General features: G+C 58.9%; 14 protein-coding genes. 8 read left to right on the forward strand and 6 right to left on the reverse strand.

Going from position 1 to position 18,142, the window contains the following annotated elements:
* Positions 1 to 336: 336 nt before the first annotated feature.
* Positions 337 to 1,227, reverse strand: coding sequence for a LysR substrate-binding domain-containing protein (locus tag AC1MEW_RS17065; protein ID WP_480422962.1), 891 nt, complete (start codon positions 1,225 to 1,227; stop codon positions 337 to 339).
* A 118-nt stretch (positions 1,228 to 1,345) separates the two neighbouring features.
* Between AC1MEW_RS17065 and AC1MEW_RS17070 the strand changes: the two genes are divergently transcribed.
* The 6 genes from AC1MEW_RS17070 to AC1MEW_RS17095 all read left to right on the forward strand — a co-directional run bounded on the left by AC1MEW_RS17070 (position 1,346) and on the right by AC1MEW_RS17095 (position 7,743).
* The gene (locus AC1MEW_RS17070; protein ID WP_480422963.1) at positions 1,346 to 1,810 is read left to right on the forward strand and encodes a (2Fe-2S)-binding protein; all 465 of its coding nucleotides are present in this window, start codon (positions 1,346 to 1,348) and stop codon (positions 1,808 to 1,810) included.
* Positions 1,810 to 3,981 (forward strand): xanthine dehydrogenase family protein molybdopterin-binding subunit, encoded by a 2,172-nt coding sequence (locus tag AC1MEW_RS17075; protein WP_480422964.1) that lies wholly within the window; start codon positions 1,810 to 1,812, stop codon positions 3,979 to 3,981. Before AC1MEW_RS17070 ends, AC1MEW_RS17075 begins: the two co-directional genes overlap by 1 nt.
* A gap of 6 nt (positions 3,982 to 3,987) precedes the next feature.
* Positions 3,988 to 4,881: a LysR substrate-binding domain-containing protein gene (locus AC1MEW_RS17080; RefSeq protein ID WP_201254938.1), complete on the forward strand. Its 894-nt coding sequence runs from the start codon at positions 3,988 to 3,990 to the stop codon at positions 4,879 to 4,881.
* Between the two features lie 216 nt (positions 4,882 to 5,097).
* On the forward strand, positions 5,098 to 6,594 hold the full coding sequence (locus tag AC1MEW_RS17085; RefSeq protein WP_480422965.1) for a helix-turn-helix transcriptional regulator: 1,497 nt from the start codon (positions 5,098 to 5,100) through the stop codon (positions 6,592 to 6,594).
* A 193-nt stretch (positions 6,595 to 6,787) separates the two neighbouring features.
* Complete coding sequence (locus tag AC1MEW_RS17090) at positions 6,788 to 7,036, forward strand: DUF1652 domain-containing protein (protein WP_201254937.1); 249 nt, start codon at positions 6,788 to 6,790, stop codon at positions 7,034 to 7,036.
* A gap of 551 nt (positions 7,037 to 7,587) precedes the next feature.
* A complete protein-coding gene (locus AC1MEW_RS17095; protein WP_242486219.1) occupies positions 7,588 to 7,743 on the forward strand; it encodes a hypothetical protein in 156 nt (51 codons plus the stop codon).
* A gap of 3 nt (positions 7,744 to 7,746) precedes the next feature.
* Here the strand turns inward: AC1MEW_RS17095 and AC1MEW_RS17100 are convergent, their stop codons facing one another.
* Positions 7,747 to 8,862 (reverse strand): Gfo/Idh/MocA family protein, encoded by a 1,116-nt coding sequence (locus tag AC1MEW_RS17100; protein WP_201254936.1) that lies wholly within the window; start codon positions 8,860 to 8,862, stop codon positions 7,747 to 7,749.
* A 213-nt stretch (positions 8,863 to 9,075) separates the two neighbouring features.
* Here AC1MEW_RS17100 and AC1MEW_RS17105 point away from each other — a divergent pair, with 213 nt between their 5' ends.
* Positions 9,076 to 12,660: a hypothetical protein gene (locus tag AC1MEW_RS17105; RefSeq protein ID WP_480422966.1), complete on the forward strand. Its 3,585-nt coding sequence runs from the start codon at positions 9,076 to 9,078 to the stop codon at positions 12,658 to 12,660.
* 310 nt (positions 12,661 to 12,970) lie between these two features.
* On the opposite strand, the gene AC1MEW_RS17110 is transcribed toward AC1MEW_RS17105, so the two are convergent.
* Together AC1MEW_RS17110 and AC1MEW_RS17115 are read right to left on the reverse strand one after the other, a co-directional pair.
* Positions 12,971 to 13,738, reverse strand: coding sequence for an SDR family oxidoreductase (locus AC1MEW_RS17110; protein ID WP_201197393.1), 768 nt, complete (start codon positions 13,736 to 13,738; stop codon positions 12,971 to 12,973).
* Positions 13,739 to 13,776: 38 nt separating this feature from the next.
* On the reverse strand, positions 13,777 to 14,844 hold the full coding sequence (locus tag AC1MEW_RS17115) for a phosphotransferase family protein (RefSeq protein ID WP_201204397.1): 1,068 nt from the start codon (positions 14,842 to 14,844) through the stop codon (positions 13,777 to 13,779).
* Between the two features lie 190 nt (positions 14,845 to 15,034).
* Here AC1MEW_RS17115 and AC1MEW_RS17120 point away from each other — a divergent pair, with 190 nt between their 5' ends.
* Entirely contained in the window at positions 15,035 to 15,430 is a 396-nt protein-coding gene (locus AC1MEW_RS17120) for a DUF4280 domain-containing protein (RefSeq protein WP_322268809.1), read from the forward strand.
* A gap of 59 nt (positions 15,431 to 15,489) precedes the next feature.
* Here AC1MEW_RS17120 and AC1MEW_RS17125 read toward each other — a convergent pair whose 3' ends face one another.
* Positions 15,490 to 16,032, reverse strand: a complete 543-nt coding sequence (locus tag AC1MEW_RS17125; protein ID WP_201255526.1) for a toxin-antitoxin system YwqK family antitoxin — start codon at positions 16,030 to 16,032, stop codon at positions 15,490 to 15,492.
* 14 nt (positions 16,033 to 16,046) lie between these two features.
* Positions 16,047 to 18,056, reverse strand: a complete 2,010-nt coding sequence (locus tag AC1MEW_RS17130; protein ID WP_480422967.1) for a type VI secretion system Vgr family protein — start codon at positions 18,054 to 18,056, stop codon at positions 16,047 to 16,049.
* Positions 18,057 to 18,142 lie beyond the last annotated feature (86 nt).

Here is an 18,142-nt window from a genome sequence, read left to right on the forward strand (position 1 = left end):
TCGATCTCCTGATAGCGGGGAAGGGAGCCTCTGGGCTCACAGCAACCACGTCCCGGGTCATCGGCCATTTCTATGCGCACGAATGCGCATTCCCTCGCCTGGTCGCATCCGGCTTGGGACGCTGGTTGCTTGGGGGGAAGTATTGGAAGGGGGGATTGGGTTCGTACAATATTAATTGGGCGGGGTGTTGATATGCGTTCGATATCGGGTCGGTTTTTGTGGTGGATTTGCGGGCCTCTTCGCGAGCAAGCCCGCTCCCACAGTTTGATCGGTGTCAGACACCAATCCTGCACCCACTGAAGATCCACTGTGGGAGCGGGCTTGCTCGCGAAAGCGTCAGCCCTGTGTACGCAAGGCTAACTGCTTGATCACCTCAACCACCGGCGCCACCCGCTCAGCCTGCCCCGGAGGCCACACGGCATACAGGTTGTAATGCGCTGGAATCTGCGCGTCATTCAGCTCAATCAACCGCCCCGAACGCAACGCATCCGCCGCCAGCAAGCCGCGCACCAGCCCCGCGCCAACACCCGCTTCAGCCGCTGCAATCAGATTCGCCGCATTATCAAACACCACCCGCGCCGCAGGTTCCACCGGAGCCATTCCCGCCGCATCCAGCCACGGAATCCACGACCTGCGCGTATACCCCAGCAACGGTAATTCCAGCACTTGTTCCGGGCGGATCGGCACCTGCAATCCATACCGTTCCAGCAACGCCGGCGACGCCACGGCCCTGACGCTGTCCGCACAAATCTGCGTCATTTCGCAATCATCCCAATCGCCATAACCGTAGCGCAACGCCAGATCCACTCGCTCGAAAGAGCTGCGATCCGAACGCGGCATCGACAGCAGCACCACCTCATGCTCAGGCAACAAATCCAGCAGCTCAGGCAAGCGTGGATTGAGCCAGCTCTGGGCCAGTTCGCTGTCCACATCAATCGTCAGCCGTTGCGCCACGCTGCGGTTTTTCACCGAGGACAGTGCCCGATCAATCTGCGCCAACCCGTCGGACAACACGCTGGCAAACAACTGCCCGGCATCGGTCAGGTTGCTGCCGCCGCCTTCTCGCACGAACAACGGTTGACCGATGAAATCTTCCAACGAACGGATCTGCTGGCTGATGGCGCTGTGGGTCAGGTCGAGTTTGCGCGCGGCGCTGGAGAAGCTGCCGCTGCGGGCTGCCTGGATAAACGCGCTCATGGACTGCACCGACGGGTATCGCTTGTACATGCTGTTAGTCCTACTTACACACGATGGCAGAAATCGTCGCTGGCCCGCTGTTGCGCAGGCTTCCAATAATCGATGACCAGGCCCGCACAAAGACGGGCCGCTCTCTTGGAGCCTGACAATGATCGAATTCACGGTAAACGGCGAACGACGCGAGCTGGTAGAGGCGTCGCCCTCCATGCCCTTGTTATGGGTGTTGCGTGACCACTTGAAACTCACCGGCACCAAGTTCGGTTGCGGCATGGGCCTGTGTGGCGCGTGCACCGTGCACCTGGACGGCGTCGCGGTGCGTTCCTGCCAACTGCCGGTCGCCGCTGTGGCGGGGCACCACATCACCACCATCGAAGGCTTGTCGCCCACCGAACAGCATCCGCTGCAATTGGCCTGGGTTGCCGAAGATGTGCCGCAATGCGGTTACTGTCAATCCGGGCAGATCATGTCCGCCGCCGCATTGCTCAATACCGGGGCGGCGGTGAACGACGACTCTATCCGCAACGCCATGTCCGGCAACGTGTGCCGTTGCGGTACTTACGGACGGATCAACAACGCCATCAAACGCGCAGCCTCTGCGCCGAAGGAGGCGTGATGACCAATCTCTCGCGCCGACTTTTTCTTAAGCAATCGGCCACCGTGACGGCGGGGCTGGCGATCTCGTTCCATATGCCGTCGGGAATTGCGGCAATGCCAGGTGACTTCGAACCTAACGCCTGGGTCCGCGTGCTGCCCGATGGCACGGTGAAATTGGTGGTGCACAAGCATGATTCCGGCACCGGGACTCAGACTGCGCTGGCTGCGTGCGTGGCTGAGGAACTGGACGTCAACCCGATGACCGTGCAAGTGATCACCCCGGAAAATCCATTTTTCGAGGCTTACATTCATCCGGTCTGGAAGGTCTTTTCCACGGGGGGCAGCACCAGTGTTTCCCTGGAATACGATCGCTTGCGCATGGCCGGTGCCACTGCACGGGTGCTGTTGATTGCAGCGGCGGCCAAGCAATGGAAAGTCAGCCCCGACAGTTGCACCACTGAGGACGGTCATGTGTTGCATGGCGCCAGCAAGCGCAGCCTCGGCTACTGTGAGCTGGTCACTGTCGCCGCCCACTTGCCGGCACCCGCCAAGGTCACATTGAAAGACCCGGCGCAGTTCAAATACATCGGCAAACTGCGGCATAAACGGGATGCGGCGGCCAAGGTCTGTGGGCGTTTCAAGTACAGCATCGATGTGCTGTTGCCAGAGATGCTGGTGGCGGTGATTCAACGTGCGCCAGTGATTGGGGCGAAAGTGCTTTCGGTCGATTCCATAGCCGCGTTGCAAGTACCGGGCGTGCGCAAAGTGATTGCGATTCCCGGCCGACCAGATGTGCTCGGCGGCAATCTGGAAGGCGTCGCGGTGCTCGCCGACAATTATTGGGCTGCTCATCAGGGCCGAGCCGTGCTTAACGTGCAATGGAGCGAGTCACCGTTGGCCGGGTTCGACAGTGATGAGCTGGCGAAGGCCCAGATTGCAGCGCTCGACGACAAAACCGCGCAGCGTGTCACCGCGATGACCGCAGGCGATGTAAGCGCCCAATGGCCCAACGCCGCGAAGCTGCTCGAAGCCGATTACCGCATGCCGTACAAGGTGCAGAATCCGCTGGAACCGATCTGCATCACCGCACACATCAAGGGCAACGGGATCACTTACTGGGGCGGGGTTCAGGTGCCGTCGTCGGCGCTTGAGGCTGCAGAAACCGTGTGCAAGATCGCCAAGGACAAGGTGACGATCAACGAGTTGGTGTCCGGCGGCAGCTTCGGTGCCCGAGAGTCCAAGTACTGGCTGTTCGAAGTGGCGTACCTGGCGCAACAGGCCAAAGTCCCGGTCAAGTTGATGAACAGCCGTGAAGATGAAATGCGCGCGTTGTTCATGCACCCGGCAACCTTGCATCGGGCCAAAGGCGCGCTGGACGCCGAGGGCCGATTGACCGCGTTGCAACTCAACGCCGTGTCGCCAGCCTCGCCGGAACAATGGGAGCCGGGCTATTTCGAGCGCCCGGACAAAATGGACTACAGCACCACCGAAGCCATCACCGCGTGGGATTTTGCCTACCGTGCGCCGCACCTGGATCTGGCCTGGGTCAAACACGAAAGCAACGTGCCCAGCGGCTGGTATCGCTCGGTCAGTTTCATTCCCAACGTGTTCGCCGTGGAAAGCTTCATGGACGAACTCGCCCATGGTGCCGGGCAAGATCCGTTGGCGTTTCGCCTGGCCAACATGAAAGACCGGCCCCGGCATGTCGCGGTGCTCAAAAGCGCCGCCGAACGCGCAGGGTGGGGCCAGTCGTTGCCGGAAGGCACTGCGCTGGGGATCGCCACCAATCAGGGTTACACCAGTTTCATCGCGATAGTGGCCAGAGTGTCGAAACAGGACGGCGTGACCAAGGTCGACAAGCTGACCTGCGTGGTCGATTGTGGTTTGGCAGTGTCGCCCGGCGGGGTCGAGGAGCAAATCTACGGCGGCCTGATGTGGGGTTTCGGCCACGCGTTGTTCGATCGCATGGACATCAAACAAGGCCGGGTGGTGCAGAGCAATTTTCACGACTACCGCGTCACGCGGATGTCGGACATGCCCGCCACGGACATCCTGGTGCTGGACGGAGAGCCGAGCAAACCCGGCGGCGTCGGTGAACTCGGTAGCCCGTCAGTGGCCCCGGCCATCGCCAATGCGTTGTTCAGCCTGACCGGTGTGCGCCAACGCTCGACACCGCTGACTCTGGGATAAACCACCATGGACCTGCGCTTGCTGCGTTACTTCATGGCCCTGGCCGAAGAGCTGCACTTCGGTCGCGCCGCTGAGCGCTTGCACATTTGCCAGCCACCGCTGAGCCAGCAGATTCGCTTGCTGGAAGAAGAACTCGGCACACCGCTGTTCGAGCGCAGCCATCACCGCGTTGAGCTAACGGCGGCCGGGCAGATGCTCAAGGAACAGGCGCCGCTGGTGTTCGAGCAACTGAACCGCGCACTGGACCTGACCCGGCAGACTGGTCGCGGGCAGTTGGGGGAACTGGAAATCGGCATGATCAGTTCGGTGATGGTCGGTGTGTTGCCCCGGGCGCTGCACCTGTTTCGCGAGCGCTATCCACAGGTCAACTGGCGTCTGCATGAGATGACTCCGGCGGCTCAGGTCAAGGCGTTGAAGGCCAAGCGCATCGATGCCTGCGTTTTTCGGGTCGGTTCCGATGATCCGCAGTTACGCAACGAACTGCTGATCTACGAGCCGATCCGGGTGGTCATGCCGGCCGACCATCCGCTAGCCCAACGCGAAAGCCTGGCGCCGGCGGACCTGGCGCAGGAGCCGTTTGTGGCGCTGGAGCTGAAGCAGTCGCGGTTTGCTGATTTTCTCTATCAGTGCTGCATCAAGGCCGGGTTCACGCCGCAAATCCGTCAGCAAGTGATCGAAGTGCAAACCTTGCTCAGCCTGGTGCGAGCCGGGTTCGGCGTCGCGTTGCTGCCGGCCTCCATCGAGCAAATGGCCCCGGTCGGCCTGGTGTTCCGGCGCCTGACTCCGGCGTTGCCGGAAGTGCCGCTGTACGTCACCTACCGCGCCGACGACGCCTCGCCAGTGCTCAAGCTATTCCTCGATACGTTGCGTGAGTTGGTCGTGCAGGACAGCCAAGGCTGAGACGGTCAATGTGGGAACGGGCTTGCTCGCGAAGGGGACACCACATTCAACATCTTTGTTGACTGACGCACCGCTTTCGCGAGTAAGCCCGCTCCCACAGGGGGATTGTGTTTTCAATCAGGGCCAAGGCCTTTCGGCCGCACGTTCGTAATCCCCCGCGGTCGTAATCTTCACAGGGCGGCGCGTAAAAGCGCCGCCGCACTTTGTGGAGAGCCAATGAGCCAGGACGTCCTGACCACCGAAACCAATCGTCGCCAGTTGCAGCAGATCATCGCTGGTTTGTCGGACGGGGTGATTTTGCTGGAGCTCAACCAGACTATCCTCTGGGCCAATGCCGCCGCGCTGGCAATGCATGGTGTCAGCGAGATCGACGAGTTGGGCGCCAATGCCGAGGAGTACGCCCAGCGTTTCGCCTTGCGCTATCGCAACAATCACCCGGTGCCTACGGACAACTACCCGATCAGCCGCATCGCTCGGGGTGAAATCTTCAGCGACGTACTGGTGGAAGTGACGCCGGCCGATGACGAGACGCGGATGTGGGTTCACAGCGTGCGCAGTATGCAACTGGCCGACAGCGCTGGTGCACCGGAATCCCTGGTGTTGATCATGAACGACGTCACCGAGTGGGCCAGCGCCGAACAGCGTTTCGAAAAGACCTTCAACGCCAACCCGGCCCCGGCGGTGATCTGTCGTCTCAGCGATTTGCGTTACATCAAGGTCAATTCAGGCTTCCTGGAAATGACTGGCTACACGCGAGATCAGGTGATCGGCGTGTCGACCTACGAGTTGGACATCCTCGAAGGCGCGGAAAAGAAAGACCTGGCGATTGATCGTCTGCGCGAGCACGCGACGATTCCGCAAATGCAGGCCGAGCTTAAATTGGCCGACGGCGGCAGCAAACAGGTGATCGTGGCCGGGCAACCCCTAGAGCTCAACGAAGAAGACTGCATGCTGTTTTCCTTCGTCGACATGGAACCACGGCACAAGGTCGAGCTTGCCCTGCGTCAAAGTGAAGAGCGTTTCGCCAAGGCCTTTCGCCTGACCCCGGTGCCGACACTGGTGTGCAGCGCCGAGCATCAGTTGGTGATCGACGTCAACGAAGCCTTCCTCGAAACCCTCGCTTACCCCAGTGAAGAAGTGCTCGGCAATTCCGTGGCAGAGATCGACTTTATCGATGACAAGGGTGCTCGCACGCGGCTGTTTGCTGCGCTGGAGAAGGCTAGCAGGCTGGATCGCGTCGATGTTCGGGTGCGCAAGAAGGGCGCCGAGCTGATTGAGTGCACCGTCTCGGCCGACACCGTGAACATTCAGGACAACCCTTGCTACCTGTTGGTGTTTATGGACATCACCGAGCGCAAACGCACAGAGCTGGAGTTAGTGTCAGCGATCGAAGAGGTGATGAAGGACGCGTCCTGGTTCAGCCGCACCCTGATCGAAAAACTCGCCAACGTGAAGAACGTCAACTCGCCGAAGATGCCCAGCGTCTCCTTCACCGACCTGACCGCCCGGGAACGCGATGTGCTTGGGCTTATCTGCGAAGGCCTGGCCGACAAGGAAATCGCCGCGCGCCTGAAACTGGCGCCGAACACGGTGCGCAATCATGTCGCCACGGTGTATTCCAAACTCGATGTGCACAGTCGCAGCGAGGCGATTGTCTGGGCGCGGGAGCGCGGTTTGTTCTCCAGTGAATGGCGGCCGAAGGGCCAGCGATAAGGTGCAAATGCACTAGTCGCAACGGTGCAAATTAGTGTGTTGGGCGGGTCGGGCAGTTCTTAGCCTGTAAGGGTGCGATAGGCGTCTCAGGGCGACTATCGCGTCCCCTTCAAAACAGCTAAAGGAACAGCCACATGGGTAACGATCAGTTCGACAGCGTGTTCAATTTTGCACTGTCGGTCGGGTGAGTCAGATGATCTATTTGACGCAGTTGCGTACCCAACTGGAGCAAAGCTTTTCGCCACTGGCCTGTGATTGCGCGCTCACCGGAGACAACTCCTTGACCGTGAAGCTCTATCACCCGGTGTCGGGGCAGGTGGATCTGGTGGTCAGTGGGTTGAGTATTGTGAACCTGCGGTCGCCGGAGGCGGTGGCGGCGTTGATCGAAGAGTTGCGGTATGAGCTAGAGACCAATGCGCTGTATCGCCCTGAAACGTCGTAAGCGGTATACACCATCCAATTGTGGGAGCGAGCTTGCTCGCGATGAGGGCATCACATTCGACGTCTTCGTTGACTGACGCTCCGCCATCGCGAGCAAGCTCGCTCCCACAGTGGATTGATACCGTTCCTGCCATTTTTGATCGAAATCAAACCCTGTTCTCAGGTGTTTACTGGCATTGGCCGGCGGCTGGGCTATAAGGAATGAGTGGTACTTATTTTCTGTGACCGGGTCCGCGGCTGCGCGGTGTTGTTTTCGTGTCGCGGAAACACGTCGATCAGCCACTGCAGGTCAGCCAATGAACAGTCTTGCGAAACGCTTTTTTACACCACTGTCACTCGCCTTTTGCGCAGTGATTTTAAGTGGTTGTGCCAGTCCTCCACCGCCTCCGCCTCCCGCTGCTCCGCCACCACCACCTGCTGTACGCACCTGCCAGACCATGGATAAAACCGATGTGATGGGCGATGTGCTTGCGGACGGGCAGGTGACTAGGGTCACCACGACCACCCGCTGCGTCACTCAATAAGCCTGGGCGAAGCCGTCGTTGAAGCCCCGTGTCGAGAAAGTTGTGCTGGTGGCCGACCTGGTCGGTACGGCGGTGTTGTGTGCCGCCCGTGGCCGCCGCGCTGTTGGCCGGCGCGGCGTGCCTGACGTTGCGCCTGTTGTCGGTGAATTATGACTGGCAGTTGCCGAAGGTCATGGGCGGCTGAGCCTCAGACTTCTTCAAGCCTGACCCAGCGTGACTCGTTGGCGGCCACGCGTATCGCCGTTGCCAGCCGTTCGACTTCCCACGCCTGTTCGAAATCCGTTCCGCCCTGACTGACTCCGGCCAATGCCATCACCAGATCGTGCACTTCCAGCGTCTTGAGTTCGTTGTAACCCAGTTGATGCCCCGGCGCCGGACTGAACGCCGCATAACCCGGCAAATTCGGCCCGGCGAGCAAGCGCTGGAAGCCGTCCTGCCCGGTACGAAACAGGCGCAGTTCATTCAAGCGTTCCTGATCGAAAAGCAGGGTGCCTCGGGTGCCGCTGATCTCGAAACTCAGGTGATTTTTGTAGCCGTGCTTGAGCCAGCTGCTGCTGAACGTACCCCTGGCACCATTGGTAAACCGCAGCAGCGCATGAACCTGATCGTCTACCGCGATAGGGCGTTGCTCTTGACTGCCGGCAGTGGCGGGGCGCTGTTTGTGCACGGTCTGGGTGTCGGCACACACCGCTTCGACATCGCCCACCAGATAACGGGCCATTGCCAACAAGTGACTGCCCAGGTCCGCCAACGCGCCGCCGGCATGTTCGGCATCGCAACGCCAGGACCAGGGTGAGGCGGCATCGGCCATGAAATCTTCGCTGAATTCACCCTGGAAACTGATGATGTCGCCCAGCTCGCCGTTCTGAATCAACTCACGCGCCAGGCCAATCATCGGGTTGTGCTGATAGTTGTAACCAACCCGTGTCACCACACCCGCCGCTTTGGCCGCCAGACGCATGGCGTTGGCTTGTTCGAGGTTCACCGCCAGCGGTTTTTCGCAGTACACCGGTTTGCCGGCGGCGAGGGCGGCCATGGCCATCGGGTAGTGCAGATGATTGGGGGTAGTGATGGCGATCAGATTGACCTTCGGATCATCGATCAGTTGTTGCCAGTCACTGTGGGCGCTGTCGAAACCCCAGGCCTCGGCACACTGCCGCGCGCGCTGCGGATCGGCGTCGGCCAGTGCGGCGAGTTTGAGCTTCAGGGGCAGCTCGAAAACCGCACTGACGTTACGAAACGCCAAGGCGTGGGCACGGCCCATGAAACCTGTGCCGATGAGTCCGATACCGAGTTCGCGCATAGCCGGGGTCCTTTTGGTTTTGTTTTCAGGATGGGTATTTATGGAATAAAAATACAAGAAAGTAAACAAACAGAAAAATAATTCTGAATCCGTATTCGTGATTTATTTGCGGTTTTTATCTCGATTTTTTCTAAAGAACTGTAATTTCTGACAGTTGCCAGCGGATGGTTGGTTCTCGATAGTTGAACCATCCAACAAGGTGAGACTACGGCGATGAGCCTTATGCGAGATTCGAGATCAGCGACAGATACGCCTTTGTATTTTTGTCACGGTGGCGCACACACCCTGACAATCAAGGCTCTGGCTGACAGCCCCTGGATCAATCAGGGCGCGAGTTTGAATGATCCATCAGCCGCCGGGTTGCCGTTCACCGCCACCCCGAAGATCGCTGAATACACGCCGTTTGCAGAGGACGGTTTGCAATGGTCGATCGCTTGCGATTACAAACCGGCGACGGCAGCCGCCGAAACTTACGAGGTATGGATCCAGACAGAGTTCACCGCGCCGGCCCACAAAGTAGCCGTGTCACAAGGGCATCATCGACTCGAATTCGTCGAGACACGTGGCAACGAACAGTTTCTGGTGCTGGCATACGAAGAGAAAACATTACTGTCCTCGAAGGTGATTTCCCATTACACCCGCGACGGCATTCCGATTCCGGTGAACTGGATACTGGACGGCGAAACCCTGGACGTCTCGCCCTCGGCAAATGGCATCACGACCTATGAGTTCAACGCCGACAAAACGGGCGTGCGGACTTTTACATTGACCGTACCGAGTCTGTATTTCGAGCGCGGCACTGTCAGCGAAGAGATAGCGGTTGAAGTATTAGCCGTTACACCCTGGGGCAGTACAGCGACGCTACAAGTCAATGAAAAACCGGTGGCCGAGGTGGCAAAAACGGGTGTGGTATTGCTGCGCGGTCAGGACAACACGTTGACCTTACTCAACCCGGATGAGCGGCTTAAAGGCTCACAGCTGACACTCTTCGAACTCACCTCGGACTCGGTCCCGTCTTCCGATTTAGGGCTCGTTTTCAATCCACCCCTTGGCACTCCCACACCATTGGATGGTGCCAACGCCTTGTGGCGTGTGACGTCGTCCGGCCCCGGCGCGAATCGCGGGCTTTTCTCGTTGGGTCTTAAATGTTCGAAACTGCAACGTGATTGGCAACCGATCACGGCTCGGGTGATTTCCCAGAACCTGGCCGACGAGATTGTAAAAGTCGAAGTGGACGGGAGACCTGTGACGGACACCACCGCCACTTTTTTCAGCGGTGAAAATAAGCCGCTCACCCTGACTTTCGAGCCCTGGATGGTCGGGCTGCAGGTGGCGCTTGAAGAGGTCGGTGACGGCGCACGAGTAAGCGCTGTTCCACCGCTCAAAGCATTGGTTGAGGTGCCGGATGACGGGAGGCTGACGTGGCAGATCACTGCGGGCGCCGTCAGCGCTGCCTTTCGCCTCAACGTCAGCTGCCCTTTGGTTCCGACGCCCAGGGCAATCGATAGCCGAGTCGTTTCGAAATTAAACATGAGCGTGATCGAATCGATCAAGGTTGGGGGCGCGTCCATTGATTTGCAAACGCCGAACCTGGTGTTTTTTCGAGCGCAACCGACCACGTTGGAGGTGAAGTTCAAAGACGATGCCATGATTGGCATGTCTATCGTTCTGGACCCCGGTGACGGAGATTCGACACTGGCGACCGTGGTCCCTGGGGTGGGTGAGGCGAATGGGCAAGTCATTGGGCAAAACAAAACCTTGATCTGGACCGTGACTGGCGCTGCGGCGAAAAGTGGCTATTTCGGGTATCAATTTCGTTTTCTTGAGCGCCCCGACGTACTACCTCTGCCTTGTCGATTGCTCTCGAAAAATTTGGCTGATGAAGCGGATGTAAAAATTGCTAATGCACCTGTTCCGGCGGGGGGCAATGTGTTTTTCCGGGGCGTTGCCCAGACACTCACCCTGACACCCAAGGCCGGTAGCCCATTGGCCGGTTATCCGGTGACGCTGACGTGCAGCATCAAAACCGGGCTGGACCCGGCGAACGTGACCAGTGTGCCGGCCTTGAGCAGCGCGCAAACCGCTCACAGTTGGGCCATCACGGGGGCGACCAAAAGCGGCACCTTTCAATTGACCCTGACGGGGCAGGGGATGAGCACGCCGATCACGCTGGCAGTCAGCAAATTGCTGTCGAGTAATCTGGCCGATGAAGCCGATGTGAAAATCGCCAATGCACCTGTTCCGGCAGGAGGCAATGTATTTTTTCGGGGCGTTGCCCAGACACTCACCCTGACACCCAAGGCCGGTAGCCCATTGGCCGGTTATCCGGTGACGCTGACGTGCAGCATCAAAACCGGGCTGGACCCGGCGAACGTAACCAGTGTGCCGGCCTTGAGCAGCGCGCAAACCGCTCACAGTTGGGCCATCACGGGGGCGACCAAAAGCGGCACCTTTCAATTGACCCTGACGGGGCAGGGGATGAGCACGCCGATCACGCTGGCAGTCAGCAAATTGCTGTCGAGTAATCTGGCCGATGAAGCCGATGTGAAAATCGCCAATGCACCTGTTCCGGCAGGAGGCAATGTATTTTTTCGGGGCGCGGCCCAGACACTCACGCTGACTCCCAAGGTCGGTAGTCCATTGGCCGGCCACCCTGTGACACTGACGTGCAGCGTCAAAACCGGTCTGGACCCGGCGAACGTAACCAGTGTGCCGGCCTTGAGCAGCGCGCAAACCGCTCACAGTTGGGCCATCACGGGGGCGACCAAAAGCGGCACCTTTCAATTGACCCTGACGGGGCAGGGGATGAGCACGCCGATCACGCTGGCAGTCAGCAAATTGCTGTCGAGTAATCTGGCCGATGAAGCCGATGTGAAAATCGCCAATGCACCTGTTCCGGCGGGGGGCAATGTGTTTTTCCGGGGCGTTGCCCAGACACTCACCCTGACACCCAAGGCCGGTAGCCCATTGGCCGGCCACCCTGTGACACTGACGTGCAGCGTCAAAACCGGTCTGGACCCGGCGAACATAACCAGTGTGCCGGCCTTGAGCAGCGCGCAAACCGCTCACAGTTGGGCCATCACGGGGGCGACCAAAAGCGGCACCTTTCAATTGACCCTGACGGGGCAGGGCATGACCACGCCGATTACCTTGGCGGTCAGCAAGCTTCTTTCGAGTCGACTCGCTGATGAGGCGAGATTTCAAATTGACGGTAACGAGGCAACTAACTCCGAAGTGCTGTACCTGAGAGATGCAACACACACGATCTCATTGACTCCCAACTCGGATAGTCCGTTGGCAGGCCTCGAAGTGAGTTTGCAATGGGTTAGAGGAAGTGGAGTTGTCGCGGAGGATTTGACTTGTACGCCAACTTGGAGCTTGGAAACAACAAGGTATAGTTGGCTTGTCAAAGGATCTGCAAACAAATCCGGCACGTTTGAACTAAGACTTGTTGGTAAGGGGATGGATGTGCCATTGACGCTACCTATTAGCAGGCAAATACATGCGAAGTATTTTATAGATGATGAGGAGGTTTTCGGTTCGCAAAGTATCGTCCGAGGGCGGGAATATAGCATGCGTGTTGAAGTTTCATCCGGGGTATCCAAAATCTACATCGAAAACAGCCCCGGTGAATTTGATTTTCGGCCGCCTCTAGGGAGGCAGTTTGATAGTTTAAGTGGCACCGTACGGCTAGATGTTATAGCGAATGTTGAGCGTGTCGTTCAGGAGACAGTTTTTTTCAAGTATTCGTTAACGCCTTTGGTGGAAGATAGGATCACACTGCTGGCTATTTCATAGAAACGTAAGGAGACGATTCCTTGCCGCCCGGTCGCTGCCCATTCAGCGATCGGGTGTCGTAGCAGGGTTCAACTCTAAACGCACGATGTCTACGTTGATGAACAGCTGCTTTTTTATATCTATCAGGCATGTCCTGGTGGCTGTGCGTGGGAGACTCTGAGTGTGTCGGATTGAGATAACACTTGATTCGTTCTGATGTGCGTTTTAATTGAGCTTGAAGTAAAACACTTATTGAGTGACCAGAGTGCCTGAAGAGTATGCCCGCGACATCTGTATTACAGGCAGTTTCTTCAGGCAGGGCAAATCGGGATCAGGACAAAAACCCACCATCCACATTCAACGAAACCCCAGTCGTATAGCTCGACGCATCACTGGCGAGATAAAGCACCGCACCCGCCATCTCACTCGGATCCGCCACCCGCTTCAGCGGAATCTGCTGCAGCGCAGTCTTCAAAATCGCATCGTTCTTCACCAACGCCGACGCAAACTTGGTGTCCGTCAGCCCAGGCAGCAGGGCGTTGCAGCGGATGCCGAATTGCGCGCATTCCTTGGCAAAGACTTTGGTCATGTTGATCACCGCAGCCTTGGTCACCGAGTAGATGCCCTGGAAGATCCCCGGCGAAATGCCATTGATCGAAGCCACGTTGATGATGCTGCCGCCGCCGTTGTCGCGCATCAGCTTGCCGGCTTCCACCGACATGAAGAAGTAACCGCGGATGTTCACGTCGACGGTTTTCTGGAAGGCGCTGAGGTCGGTGTCCAGCACGTTGCAGAACTGCGGGTTGGTTGCGGCGTTGTTGACCAGGATGTCCAGGCGCCCGAATTGTTCGCGGATGCTGGCGAAGACTTGGGTGATCTGTTCCATTTCGCCGATGTGGCAGGCGATGGCGGTGGCTTTGCCGCCAGCGGCGATGATCGCGTCGGCCACGTGTTGGCAGCCGTCGAGTTTGCGGCTCGAAACAATCACGTGGGCGCCTTGCTGGGCCAGCAGTTTGGCGATGGCTTCACCGATGCCGCGGCTGGCACCGGAGACAAAAGCGATCTTGCCGTCGAGGTCGAACAACTGAGTCTTGGACATGGGATTCTCTTATAAAAAGTCTTATTAGGGGGCCTGGATCAAAGGCTGGATTTCTGGATGACCTGCAAGCTCATCTGCTCCAGCAGTTTGTTCATGTGAATGAACTGCGCGAAGCGTTTGTCCTGGGTCTGACCATGGAAGAAACGGTAATAAATCTGCTGCACGATGCCGGCCAGGCGGAACAGACCGTAGGTGTAGTAGAAGTCGAAATTGTCGATCTGAATGCCGGAGCGCTCGGCGTAGTAGTCGACGAATTCGCGGCGGGTCAGCATGCCCGGCGCGTGGCTCGGCTGGCGGCGCATCAGTTGCACCGGCGCCGGGTCGCCGGCCTCGATCCAGTAGGCGAGGGTGTTGCCCAAATCCATCAGCGGATCGCCGAGGGTGGTCAGTTCCCAGTCGAGCACGCCGATGATCTGCATCGGGTTGTCCGGGTCCAGGATTACGTTGTCGAAGCGGTAGTCGTTATGGACGATGCTCGACGTCGGGTGGTCGGCGGGCATTTTGTCGTTGAGCCAGGCCTTGACCACGTCCCACTGCGGCGCGTCGGGGGTCAGGGCTTTCTCGTAGCGTTCGCTCCAGCCTTTGATCTGCCGCGCCACGTAGCCTTCGGGTTTACCGAGGTCGGCGAGGCCACAGGCCTTGTAGTCGACTTGGTGCAGTTCGACGAACTTGTCGATGAAGCTTTTGCACAAGGCCTCGGTCTTGGTGGCATCCAGACCGAGTTCAGGCGGCAGATCCGAGCGCAGGATGATGCCGTTGACCCGCTCCATCACATAAAACTCGGCGCCGATCACCGATTCGTCGGTGCAGTGCACGTAGGCCTTGGGGCAGTACGGGAAGCCGTCCTTGAGTTGATTAAGGATGCGAAATTCGCGGCCCATGTCGTGAGCGGACTTGGCCTTGTGGCCAAACGGCGGACGACGCAGGACGAATTCCTGCTCGGGGTATTCCAGCAAGTAGGTCAGGTTCGACGCACCGCCCGGAAACTGGCTGATCGCAGGTATGCCGCTTAAACCCGGAATATGGGCCTTGAGGTACGGATCGATCAGGCTGGCATCGAGTTCTTCGCCGGAGCGGATACGGGTGGACTGGTCAGTAAGCGCCATGCTTATCCCTTCTGCTTATTTTGGAGGCCAGACATCATTGGCTAATCTAATGGTGAGACGGGCGTGCCACAAGGATGGCTCGGTCTTATAGGTTAGCGTGTTGCTGGATAATCAGCGTTCCTGATGTGCGAGAAGTGGCACGGCGGACTATGGTTCAGTGGACGCAGCGCTTCCAGGAAGGAGGTTTGAAATGGGCTGTCCGCAAGTGTGTGCCACCGCAACCCTGCAATGCAGCTTCGGCGCGGCGCCTGGCGTGCTCAACGTGTTGCCGGTGAACCGAACCCTGACCGGCGGCATGCCCGCCGCCAACATCATGGACCACATCCCGCTGGTCAACGTCATGCCTTTTGGCGTGTGCATGAGCATGGCCAACCCGATGGTCGCGGCCGCCACCGCCGCTGCGCTCGGGGTCTTGACGCCGATGCCGTGCATCCCGGCCACCGCCGCCCCGTGGATACCTGGCGGCGCGCCAACGGTGTTGCTGGGCAACATGCCGGCGCTGGATGCCAACAGCATGCTGATGTGCAACTGGGCGGGGGTGATCAAAATCGCGATGCCGGGGCAGATGCAGATGCTTATTCCCTGACACCTTCATGATTGATATTGAATGTGCCGGCCCCATCGCGAGCACAGACAACCCAAATCTCAAGCCTGCGCCGGATCCGTCCAACGCCGAAACCACCAGCGCACCCGCGATATCGGCTTGCCCTCGGCATCCAGCGGTCGTCCATCACTGGCAAAACCCTGTTCCGGTTCCATCAATTGCCCATTGAGATAACGCGCATCAACCGCCGGTTTGCCATTGGGGTGAAAGCGCTGATAACGCCCCTCACGCACACCGTCACGGTAGAACTCGGCCTCGGCCAGTTGCCCGTCCGGGAAGTAATTATTCGCCTCACCATGCAGCAAACCCCGGCGATAGCTGGCCTTGCGCTGCAGACAACCCTCGGGCGCATAGAAACTGGCGACACCCTGCAATTTGTCCCGCACAAAGGGCAGGTGCGCCGAGACCTTGCCGTTGGGGTGATAGAGCAAACTGGTGCCTTGCAGTTCGCCCTGGCTGTAATTCAAATCTGCCTGGGGCCGCCCGGCTTCCTTGATGTGCAGCGGGCCTTCCAGTTGCTCATCAACCAGGCGACCGTCCATGTGGCTGTCACCGCGTTGCAGGTCGACTTTGCTCGATGACATCGCCGTAAACCTCCTCAGTTAACCTTCACCAGCCCGCCCTTGATGGTCAGCATGCCGCCGCCGTCCACGGTCTGCTCGGCACCGCCCTTGTTCATCAGGCTGACCCCGGCGTCGTTGGTCAGCGTAGTGCCGGCCTTGTTGGTCAGCGAAGTCCCGGCCTGATTGGTCAGGGCCGTGCCGGCCTTCTGCGTGACTGAGGTGCTGGCCTCGGCCGCGAGGTCCGCGCCGCTTTTGATGCTGAAGCTGCCGCCGCTTTGCAGGGTCAGGGTGCCGCTCACTTTGATCGTCAGGTTGCCATCCACCGTCAGGCTGTAGTTGCCGGTGACCTTGTGCTCGTAATTGCCTCCGGTGCTGTGGGTCTGATCGGCGCCGACCTTCACCGTGCGACTGTCCTTCACATCGAGCGTATCGCTGCCGGTCTGGATCGTGACGCTGCGTTTACCTTTTTCCAGTGTCACCGTCTCGTCGCCTTCCTTCACCGTGCGCGTGCGGGCGTTCTGCACTATCAGGGTTTCGTCGTGGCCGACCGTGGCGGTGGTGTCGTTGAGCACGTTGATCTTGAAATCCTTCTGCGCCTGCAAGAACACCTCTTCTGCGTCCTTCTTGTCCTCGAAGCGCAATTCGTTGAACCCGCCACCGCCCTTGGACGATTGTGTCTTGATCCCGGACTGGGTCTGATTCGCTGGCAGCGCATAGGGCAGGGCGTTGTCACCGTTGTAGACGCAACCGGTCACCAGCGGTCGATCGGGATCGCCATCGATGAAGGTCACGATCACTTCCTGGCCGATCCGCGGGACGAATTGCATACCGAAACCCTTGCCGCTCCAGGGCAGCACCACCCGGACCCAGCACGAGCTGGTTTCGTCATTCTTGCCGTCGCGGTCCCAAGGAAATTGCAACTTGATGCGGCCGTACTGATCGGTCCAGATCTCTTCGCCGGACTTGCCGACGACAATGGCGGTCTGGGTGTGCATTCGTGGTTTGGGCGTGGTTCGCGCCGGGCGGAACGGCGTGGCTTTGGGGATCGCTTCAAAGCGATTGCGATAGTCTTCGTGACTGGCTTCATGAGTGACCGACGTCACTACCCAATCGATATTCAGGCTCGCATCATCATGCCCGGCGAGGGTGAACCAGTGCCCCGGCACCAGCCAGCGGCAGTCACTTTCGCCGACAAAGCGTTTCTCCTGACTGCGCAACCCGTCGACCCGTTGCTTGGTCAACGCATCGCCCCGGGCCTTGGCGTTGTAACCGCCCGGATGCTCGTAGATCGAGCGGGGCCCGGCCACCGCTTCGGCTTGGTCATAAAGGGAGGTGGTCGGCGTAGTGAACTCGTAATCTGTCGCGCGATACACCCCGGCCACGGCTTGCATGCACACCTGGCCGGAGCGGATGCCATGCAGTTCGCGCTCGCCCATTTGCTGGCCGAGGTAAGTGACTTTTGGTCCGTTGGGGATCTGCGGAAAGGCGTCGTTGCTGTCGCCCAATATCAGCGTGTGCTTGCCGGCTTCATGGGTGAAAAACCAGAAAATGCCTTCTTCTTCCAGTAGCCGAGAGACGAAGGTGAAATCGGTTTCGCCGTACTGCACGCAGTATTCTCGCGGGGTGTAACTGCCAGTGAGTTTTAGCGTGAAATCGGTGAAGCCGTGAGCCTTGAAAATCGTGGTGACGATGTCTGAGGTGCTGAGGTTCTGGAAGACACGGTTGTTGCTGGCCAGGGTCAGCCACCAGAGCCATGGCCTTAGAACAAGTTGATAGCGCTCGGCGGTGGCGTCGGCGGGGAGTTGGCGGATTTCGGCGACCAGTGCGTCGAATGGACGGAGTAGAGCGTCGTTGTGCAGAGAGGTAGTGACGTGGGTGGCGACGGCGCTGGTCAGGGTGAGGGAAGTGCCGTCGTTGAGGCCGTTGAGGGTTTGCGAGCCGAGAGAGTTGAGGGCTTCTTCGCCGGACAGCGACTCAGGGTAAAGCGCCGACAGCGTGGAGGCGGTGAGGGAGAGGCTGGTGTTGCTGTCGATACTTCTAGACATAAGACATCCTTAAACAACGGGGCTAAGAAGCAGCATTCTTCGACCTCTAAGGGGACAGATTTATCGGTTCCGCTTTTTTAAAAAAA

Source organism: Pseudomonas sp. ASL4, assembly GCF_056680395.1.

Bases quoted from the DNA above. Each gene is read 5' to 3' on its own strand.
- AC1MEW_RS17125 (WP_201255526.1), bottom strand. From the start codon at position 16,032: ATGTCATCGAGCAAAGTCGACCTGCAACGCGGTGACAGCCACATGGAC.
- AC1MEW_RS17080 (WP_201254938.1), top strand. From the start codon at position 3,988: ATGGACCTGCGCTTGCTGCGTTACTTCATGGCCCTGGCCGAAGAGCTG.
- AC1MEW_RS17090 (WP_201254937.1), top strand. From the start codon at position 6,788: ATGATCTATTTGACGCAGTTGCGTACCCAACTGGAGCAAAGCTTTTCG.
- AC1MEW_RS17115 (WP_201204397.1), bottom strand. From the start codon at position 14,844: ATGGCGCTTACTGACCAGTCCACCCGTATCCGCTCCGGCGAAGAACTC.
- AC1MEW_RS17110 (WP_201197393.1), bottom strand. From the start codon at position 13,738: ATGTCCAAGACTCAGTTGTTCGACCTCGACGGCAAGATCGCTTTTGTC.
- AC1MEW_RS17065 (WP_480422962.1), bottom strand. From the start codon at position 1,227: ATGTACAAGCGATACCCGTCGGTGCAGTCCATGAGCGCGTTTATCCAG.
- AC1MEW_RS17105 (WP_480422966.1), top strand. From the start codon at position 9,076: ATGAGCCTTATGCGAGATTCGAGATCAGCGACAGATACGCCTTTGTAT.
- AC1MEW_RS17075 (WP_480422964.1), top strand. From the start codon at position 1,810: ATGACCAATCTCTCGCGCCGACTTTTTCTTAAGCAATCGGCCACCGTG.
- AC1MEW_RS17100 (WP_201254936.1), bottom strand. From the start codon at position 8,862: ATGCGCGAACTCGGTATCGGACTCATCGGCACAGGTTTCATGGGCCGT.
- AC1MEW_RS17085 (WP_480422965.1), top strand. From the start codon at position 5,098: ATGAGCCAGGACGTCCTGACCACCGAAACCAATCGTCGCCAGTTGCAG.
- AC1MEW_RS17120 (WP_322268809.1), top strand. From the start codon at position 15,035: ATGGGCTGTCCGCAAGTGTGTGCCACCGCAACCCTGCAATGCAGCTTC.
- AC1MEW_RS17070 (WP_480422963.1), top strand. From the start codon at position 1,346: ATGATCGAATTCACGGTAAACGGCGAACGACGCGAGCTGGTAGAGGCG.
- AC1MEW_RS17130 (WP_480422967.1), bottom strand. From the start codon at position 18,056: ATGTCTAGAAGTATCGACAGCAACACCAGCCTCTCCCTCACCGCCTCC.